The 7267-nt window shown below is 57.5% G+C and carries 10 protein-coding genes; all 10 read left to right on the forward strand.

Annotated elements, in window-relative coordinates:
* The first annotated feature begins 66 nt into the window (after window positions 1-66).
* The 10 genes from C1949_RS09730 (at window position 67) to C1949_RS09770 (ending at window position 7207) form a co-directional block, all read left to right on the forward strand.
* Window positions 67-2064 (forward strand): methyl-accepting chemotaxis protein, encoded by a 1998-nt coding sequence (locus C1949_RS09730; RefSeq protein ID WP_104738283.1) that lies wholly within the window; start codon window positions 67-69, stop codon window positions 2062-2064.
* Between the two features lie 82 nt (window positions 2065-2146).
* Entirely contained in the window at window positions 2147-2845 is a 699-nt protein-coding gene (locus C1949_RS09735) for a class I SAM-dependent methyltransferase (RefSeq protein ID WP_104738284.1), read from the forward strand.
* Between the two features lie 26 nt (window positions 2846-2871).
* Window positions 2872-3357, forward strand: coding sequence for a hypothetical protein (locus tag C1949_RS09740; protein ID WP_146040307.1), 486 nt, complete (start codon window positions 2872-2874; stop codon window positions 3355-3357).
* Window positions 3358-3405: 48 nt separating this feature from the next.
* Window positions 3406-3957, forward strand: a complete 552-nt coding sequence (locus tag C1949_RS09745) for a riboflavin biosynthesis intermediates N-glycosidase (RefSeq protein WP_229744387.1) — start codon at window positions 3406-3408, stop codon at window positions 3955-3957.
* Between the two features lie 289 nt (window positions 3958-4246).
* Window positions 4247-4798: an isochorismatase family protein gene (locus tag C1949_RS09750; protein WP_104738287.1), complete on the forward strand. Its 552-nt coding sequence runs from the start codon at window positions 4247-4249 to the stop codon at window positions 4796-4798.
* A complete protein-coding gene (locus C1949_RS09755) occupies window positions 4791-5162 on the forward strand; it encodes a VOC family protein (protein WP_104738288.1) in 372 nt (123 codons plus the stop codon). Before C1949_RS09750 ends, C1949_RS09755 begins: the two co-directional genes overlap by 8 nt.
* 37 nt (window positions 5163-5199) lie before the next feature.
* Window positions 5200-5565 (forward strand): hypothetical protein, encoded by a 366-nt coding sequence (locus C1949_RS09760; RefSeq protein ID WP_104738289.1) that lies wholly within the window; start codon window positions 5200-5202, stop codon window positions 5563-5565.
* A gap of 62 nt (window positions 5566-5627) precedes the next feature.
* The gene (locus C1949_RS09765) at window positions 5628-6083 is read left to right on the forward strand and encodes a hypothetical protein (protein ID WP_146040308.1); all 456 of its coding nucleotides are present in this window, start codon (window positions 5628-5630) and stop codon (window positions 6081-6083) included.
* Between the two features lie 185 nt (window positions 6084-6268).
* The gene (locus tag C1949_RS19270) at window positions 6269-6709 is read left to right on the forward strand and encodes a hypothetical protein (protein WP_146040309.1); all 441 of its coding nucleotides are present in this window, start codon (window positions 6269-6271) and stop codon (window positions 6707-6709) included.
* 129 nt (window positions 6710-6838) lie between these two features.
* Window positions 6839-7207, forward strand: coding sequence for a hypothetical protein (locus tag C1949_RS09770; RefSeq protein ID WP_104738291.1), 369 nt, complete (start codon window positions 6839-6841; stop codon window positions 7205-7207).
* Window positions 7208-7267: the final 60 nt, after the last annotated feature.

The following is a 7267-nucleotide window of genomic DNA, read 5'->3' on the forward strand; positions in this document are numbered from 1 at the left end:
AGTAATGGCACTCTTCTTGCTGAGACATCTGCCCATTCAGTCAGGTTTTCCTCAGGGTCCGCCATCATGTTGTCCATGCTCCGTAATCTGTCCATGCGCGGTAAATTACTGTTGCTCATCCTGCCTGCGTTGGCGGGTACGTTGTATTTTTCCGGCTCCACCGTCGCTGATCGCTACACGCATCTGAAGAGCACCGAGTCTTCTCAGGCCTTGTTCGATCTGGTGCTGACCGCCGACCCTGCGTTGGAAAACCTGCAGAAGGAGCGTGGCCTGACGGCGCTGTTCATCGCCAGCGGTGGTGCCGATGGCCGGGTGGTCGAGCGACTGGAAGGGCAGCGCGCGGCGACGGATGCCAGCCTCGCCGAGCTGCGCTCTGCCATGGCCGCGCTAGAAGGACGCGAGCGCACGGTTGTGGCTGCGCAGCTGGGCTTGATTAACGAGGCACTGGATACGCTGGCACCATTGCGTGAGCGTGTGATCAACGAAGACGTTGATGCGGACCAGTCCTATCAAGTCTTTACCACTGCGGTCGAGCGCTTGATCGCGCTGATCCCCGAGATTCTGCTGCACTCCAACGAACCGCGTCTGACGCGCATGATGGGGGCTTTTCTGGCGCTGACCGAAGCGACTGAGTGGGGCGCACGCGAAATGGCCGCCGGGGCGCAGGTGCTGAGTGAGGGCACTGTATCGCTGACGTTGGTGAGCAAGGTCAGTGCTGCCGGTGCACGCAGTCAGGCGTTGCTTGATTCGGCGGCGGATTTGATCGGCCCGACCCTGCAGGGCCAGTTGGAAGCCTTGCAGCAGCGGCCTGAAAACGCTGCCTTTGCCGCATTGCGCAGCCGGCTGATTGGCTCCGAGTACGGTTTTCTCGGCATGGCCAACATTGAGTGGTTCGATAGCGCCAGCCAGGCGGGTGACGGTGTCTATCAGATCAAGCAGCAATTGGCTGCGGATATGGAGCGGGGGACCGAGCTGGTCTTGAGTGGTGCCCGGTCGCAGCTGCGTCGTGCAGCGATTATTGGTTGCGTGGTCATTGGCTCGGTGCTGCTGCTGGCTTTGCTGATCATCATGGGCGTATCCAGTCAGGTGAACCAATTGCTTGGTGATTTTCGTCAGGTGATGGAGCGCAAGGACCTGTCGGTGCGTACCCGGGTTTGCTCAAAGGACGAGATGGGGCTGATTGGCACGGCGCTGAATGGCCTGATCGAGAGCTTCTCCGGAGCGCTCAGCCAGATTGACGAAACCAGCGTCCGGCTAGCCTCCGCCTCGGAGCAGACCCGCGCAACGGCCAGTCAGAACTCCGATCAGGTAGGCCATCAGCAGACGCTGGTCGATCAGGTGGCGGCGGCAGCGGAGGAGATGTCCAGCACCTCGGAAGAGATCTCGCGTAATACCCAGCAGGTGGCTGAGGCAGCGCAGCACGCATCCGCCCGCAATGAAGCCGGCCGACGGGTTGTGCAGGAGAGTGTTGGCCGCATTCGTCATCTGGCGAATGCCATCGAACAGGTCAACGGCCAGATGGAGCGGCTACAAACGAGCAGTGAGTCCATGACTCGGGTTATCGACGTGATCAAGGCGGTGGCTGATCAGACCAACCTGCTGGCGCTCAACGCAGCGATTGAAGCGGCCAGGGCGGGTGAGCACGGCCGCGGCTTTGCCGTGGTTGCCGATGAGGTGCGTAACCTGGCACGGCAGACCCACGACTCCACCGTTGAAATCGAAAGCATGATCAGTGGTTTCCGGGACATCACCGACAGCGTTCGCGGCGCGGTAACCGATAGCCACAAGCTCGCCAACCTCAGTGCCGACGAAGCCGCGAAACTGGAAGACACCCTGGCCGCTATTCTGCAGGATGTTGACCGCATTTCTGGTATGTCTTCACAGATCGCCGCTGCTGCTGAACAGCAGGTGGCGGTAACACGCGATATCTCGCGCAGCATGAGTTCGGTGCGGGAAACCTCGCTGCAGACCCTTAGCGGCTCGCGGGAAATTTCCCAGGTGACTGACAGTCAGGCGCAGCTGGCCGGTGAGTTGCAGGCCTTGGCGCAGGGTTTCAGGGTCTAGCGCGTGGCGGGTTGACAGCTGCTGTATGGTGGTTAAAAAGAGCGCCTCACGCGCTCGTGACCACTCGGCATCAGGACTCACCATGGACGACAAGGCACTCCGTGAACTCTTTGACCGGCAGGCTGCCGGATACGATCAGCAGTGGGCGCACATGGCTCCCATTCGTGATGCGTTGCACTTTCTCCTTGAGGCGGTGTTCTTCCCGCTGCCGGTTAACGCCAATGTGTTGTGCGTCGGCGCGGGTACTGGCCAGGAGCTGTTGCATCTGGCCATCGCCCATCCGAGCTGGCGATTTACCGCGGTGGAACCGGCTGGTGCGATGCTTGAGCAATGTCAGCTGAATGCAGAGCGGTTGGGCGTTGCTGATCGTTGTACCTTTCATCATGGTTATCTCGACTCGTTAACCAACGACCCGCGCTTCGATGCGGCGACCAGCTTTCTGGTATCGCAGTTCATTCTCGATCGTCACGCCCGCACGGATTTCTTTCAGCAGATTGCCCGGCGCCTTAAACCGGGCGGACTACTCGCTAATGCAGACCTTACTGGCTGTGCCGACCCGGAGCAGCAGCGGCGCCTGATTGCATTATGGGCGCAGGCGATGTCTGCCGAGCCGGTTACTGCCGAGACTCTGCATAACATGCAGCAGGTTTACAGCAACGATGTGGCGGTGTTGCCAGCGGCAGAGGTAGAGTCGATCATCAGCGCTGGCGGGTTTTCGACTCCCGTCGTTTTCCATCAGGCGGGAATGATTCAGGCATGGGCTGCGACCCGCCGACTGTGAGTGGCTGTGCTAGCGGAGGTGTGATCATGACTAGACTGATAGCGGGCTGGTTCGCTTTGCTGCTGCTCAGTGGCTGTGCCAGCAGCTACTGGAATCAGCCGCTTCCCGAGCGGCTGACCGAAAACATCTACCTCACCGCAAGCAATGCCGGAACTGGCCTGATCAGCTTCTTGCAGCGCAACGATGGCCGAATGGTGGACGTGGATACCTACCTTGACGCCAGCATGTCTCGCGCCGAGAACCAGAGGGTACAGGCACAGTGCAAGGTCGATATTGACGCCCTCATTGGCGGCAAGGTCAACGGCCTGCCTCTGGCGTTGCCGGCCTATCAGACCCTGTCTGCGCTTGACTGTGAGCAATATCGGCTGGTGCTGGAAACCGGCCCGGAAACCCTCTACCAATACAGCTCCGGCGGGACCGGGATTGTTGTCATCCATCTGCGTGGTCGTTTTGCGGTGTCGAGCAAGGAACGTCACGGCACAACCGTTTATGTTCTGCGTGCGGCTGACTGAACACCTGCGGCGGCGCGCATGGGATGGCAAACAGACAGTGGAACAGCAGTGAATATCAGAAGCACAGCGCAGCTTATCGATTGGGTCAACCACGGCAACAAGGTCAAGTACGTCTTTTTCTGGGGGCATCAGGAAAAGGGCAGCGAGGTCACCAAAAGCTGCTTCAGCCAGTGGTATGACGCCGGGTTTGAGGTTGATGGGCAGTCGTTCCTTACCGCTGAGCATTACATGATGTACCAGAAGGCGCGTCTGTTTGCTGATGGCGCTGCGTGCGAGCGGGTTCTGGCTGCCGGCAATCCGGCAAAGGCGAAAGCCGTCGGCCGCGAGGTGGTCGGATTTGATCAGCAGCGCTGGGAAGAGGCCAGATTCGAGATTGTGATTGATGCCAATATGGCCAAGTTTTCCCAGAATCCCGAGCTGAAGGCTTTTTTGCTGGGCACCGAAGACAGGGTGCTGGTTGAAGCTAGTCCAGTGGATCGGATCTGGGGCATCGGTCTGGCGCAGGATGCCGCCGCAGCGGAAAACCCCAACAGTTGGAAGGGACTCAATTTGCTCGGTTTTGCCTTGATGGAAGTACGTGAACGGCTGCGCAGGTCATAGCGGCCTGGCCGTAGCCAGCGAACTTGAGTCAGGTCGGGCAAATGGCGAAGCCGAACGGTGCCGACTGCTGAGGGAGCACCATGGGAAGGGCAATCCAGGCAGATGGCCAGTGACAATTTGCTCGGAACTGTAACTGTTGACCTAGAGCGCCATCCATTAGGCTCTGCAGGCAATGGCAGATTCAAGCGCAGTTACCGATACGCCCGGTTTGCTGCCAGCGGTTTGCGCTCTTCTTGGCCCGGCACCCGCCCGAGTTTGAGCTAATGCACGATTATTAAAGGGAATTGGTATGAAGTCCGCACTATTGGTAGTGGACGTGCAGAGTGGGGTATTTGGTTCGGCCAATCCGCCGTTCCAGTCCGATGCCGTCATCCATAACATCAATGCACTGGTCGGACATGCCAACGCGCAGGGGCTCAAGACCGTGCTGATCCAGCATCAAATACCCGGAATGCTTGAGCCTGACAGCCCTGCTTGGCAACTGTACGCTGGCCTGACCGATGCCGAGCAACGGATCAATATACGGAAGCACACACCGGATGCATTTCAGGGCACCGACCTTGCCGACCGGCTAGCGGAAGAGAGTATCGAACACCTGATTATTTGCGGTTACGCAAGCGACTTCTGTATTGACAGGACCGCGTTCAGCGCGGCGAGTCGTGGCTATCAGGTGAGTCTGGTGGAAGACGCCCATGCCACCCATGACAAACCCCATCTTGATGCTCGCTCGATTATCGCGCATCACAGTTTCACGTTATCCAAGCACCCCAATATCGGGCTGACCTCCACCCGGGCGCTGACCCAGGGTGCTCCCATCAGGAGAATGTCGAATCATGAATGAGCATGAAAAACTGAACTATGTGGAGTTGGGGGCGAAGGATCTGGAGGCCACCAAGCGCTTTTTCTCCTCCGCGTTTGGCTGGACCTTCATAGACTACGGCCCCGAATACACGGCATTTTCCGGCCAAGGCCTGGACGGCGGGTTCTTCAAGGCAGATACCGGTAATCGCGCAGACAGCGGCGGCGCGCTGCTGGTGTTCTACAGCGCAGATCTGACCTCCACCTTGAACAAGGTGGTTGCCTGCGGCGGGGAGGTGGTTAGACCGATTTTCGAGTTCCCCGGCGGTTGTCGCTTTCACTTCATCGAGCCCAGCGGCAATGAATTTGCGGTCTGGTCGGAAGCGCGCTCGGCAGTCAATCGGTAATCTGTACCCCGCGCCCTGAACGCAACGGAGACCTGTAATGAAAAATTGGCTGTTGGTTATCGCCCTGGCCGTAATGCTGGTTGGCTGCGCCGAGCCAGTACCGGAAAACCGGCTGGATTATGTTGGTGAATGGCGCAGCAAGGAGATGAGCCTGCTGATCCTGACCGACGGTTCCGTGGCCTACCAGCGCCTGAAAGGGGGCGGGAGCACCTCCATCACGGGGCCGATGCAGGGGTTTGATGGCGACGACTTTGTGGTCGGCGTGCTGTTCATGACCACCCGGTTTGAGGTCAGTGAACCGCCCCATGAGGTCGATGGTGAGTGGACCATGATCGTCGACGGGGTTCGGTTGTGGCGGGTGGCAGAGAAGTCGGTCCCCGTTGAGCTTAAGAACACCATCTGACAACAGCGTCATGGCACATAAACCGCCAGCTCGGCAATGTCAGTCGAGAAGAGGGTAAACACATGAAAACACCAATCTGCTTCGTCCTCCTAGCGGCATTCTGCGCCCCCGTGTGGGCTGCCGTCACCGAACAGGATGTAGCTGCCGCGCGGGAGCCTGCACTTGGCGGCGACGCCAATGCAACGGCCACGCTGTTCAGCCTGTATGCAGACGCCGATGGCGCAGTGGCGGAATGGATTAACGAAACCCTGGGGGAAGTCGCTCAGGCTTATCCCGGAGTATTCCTTGCTCAGTTGGTTGAATATAACCGCGGCGCTGCTTGCACCAACATCGTTGCGCTTGGTCCGGACCTTGTGGACGAGTATCAGCTACAGGCCAACGAGCTGACAGCCCGCCGCGCAGCGCTGTTATCAGTCAATGACGCACCACTGCTGCATGCGCGAGAGCGCTGCGTCGAACAGCTAGATCAGGCTATCGCACGATCCACTGCCGCGGCCGCGTTGATGAATGCCGACTGACAAGGTAATGCTCTCATCACCGCGTGTTGAGGCCACAGAGCGCGCGCAGTTCAACGTTGTACGCTATCCGGCGCAAAGACCTCTGATGTCAGGGGCACCGCTTCAAGTGGCACAGCGGCTTTACCTGCAACGGTGATGGGATTAATGTCGTGGTATGGCAATAAGCCTGTCTCAGGAGCCCAAGGATGGAGCGCAGACCTACTGACACTGCAAACGAGTTCGTAACCATTCTCTCCTGTCTGCCCGGGGTCAGCGGTTTGTTGGTCGCCCCGGTTAGCGGAGCATTCAGGCAAGCTCTCGCAGCAACGTTCGGTAAACGTCACATCAAGGCTGATGCCGGCGCGCGCAATGATGGGGCGGTGGGCAGCGTCGTGCATACCATCTCCTCAATTTTCCAATATTCAGTTCATTGCCTGCGCCTGTTCGGCGCGATCATCGTGGCAGTATTCCAGAGAAAGCTCAGACATCCAGGCGCAGTTTTTTGTCAGCGAGGCTCTTCCAACGTATTAGCGGATAGTGGCTGCGGCAGTTCTATACTTAACCCGATTATATGTAGATCGACATGCCATACAGGTTTATTGAAATCACGAAATGCGGACGTCACGCTATTGCAGCGGGTGTTGTAGGGTTGGCAGTAACTCATTGTTTTAAAATATTTTTTCAACCGACCGGCTTGAGCATGGAGTGGTGATATGAAGAAGTCACTGATATGCAATGATGAAGCCGCCGGTCCACTCAACTGTTAAGTTACAAACATGACTACCGAGCAGAAGAGAGAATATCCAGAAGAATACGAGTTTGTTGGCTTTTTTGAGTGCGAGCCGCAAATGACGGATAGTGATGTCCCTTGGTGCTATAACACAGCGGCGTACACTACCGTCCGAAATGGGCTTCGTGTTGAATGTACAATTAGCCCAGGCTACGGCGATATGGATTTGTTAGTCCTGAATGGCGAGGAGCAATTGGTACGCTTGTCTGTCAACCATATTCAGAAAATTGAGTTTGAGGCAACGGCTGAGTCTGAAAAAATGATAGTGGAGTTTAATGAAGGCACGATTCTTCATCCTCTTATTCTGCAATTGAAACCAACGGTAAATGTATCATGGGGCACCGAGCAGCAATAAAACTTAACAAGTGACTGTGGTGTCAATGCCTCAAATCAGGCTGTTTTTTCACGCCACGGT

Origin of the sequence: Halopseudomonas oceani (assembly GCF_002903165.1) — a bacterium.
Taxonomy (GTDB): Bacteria; Pseudomonadota; Gammaproteobacteria; order Pseudomonadales; family Pseudomonadaceae; genus Halopseudomonas; species Halopseudomonas oceani.

What these genes read in the sequence shown, in the direction of transcription:
- C1949_RS09730 (WP_104738283.1), top strand. Translation starts at nt 67, where the DNA reads ATGTTGTCCATGCTCCGTAATCTGTCCATGCGCGGTAAATTACTGTTG.
- C1949_RS09735 (WP_104738284.1), top strand. Translation starts at nt 2,147, where the DNA reads ATGGACGACAAGGCACTCCGTGAACTCTTTGACCGGCAGGCTGCCGGA.
- C1949_RS09740 (WP_146040307.1), top strand. Translation starts at nt 2,872, where the DNA reads ATGACTAGACTGATAGCGGGCTGGTTCGCTTTGCTGCTGCTCAGTGGC.
- C1949_RS09750 (WP_104738287.1), top strand. Translation starts at nt 4,247, where the DNA reads ATGAAGTCCGCACTATTGGTAGTGGACGTGCAGAGTGGGGTATTTGGT.
- C1949_RS09755 (WP_104738288.1), top strand. Translation starts at nt 4,791, where the DNA reads ATGAATGAGCATGAAAAACTGAACTATGTGGAGTTGGGGGCGAAGGAT.
- C1949_RS09760 (WP_104738289.1), top strand. Translation starts at nt 5,200, where the DNA reads ATGAAAAATTGGCTGTTGGTTATCGCCCTGGCCGTAATGCTGGTTGGC.
- C1949_RS09765 (WP_146040308.1), top strand. Translation starts at nt 5,628, where the DNA reads ATGAAAACACCAATCTGCTTCGTCCTCCTAGCGGCATTCTGCGCCCCC.
- C1949_RS19270 (WP_146040309.1), top strand. Translation starts at nt 6,269, where the DNA reads ATGGAGCGCAGACCTACTGACACTGCAAACGAGTTCGTAACCATTCTC.
- C1949_RS09770 (WP_104738291.1), top strand. Translation starts at nt 6,839, where the DNA reads ATGACTACCGAGCAGAAGAGAGAATATCCAGAAGAATACGAGTTTGTT.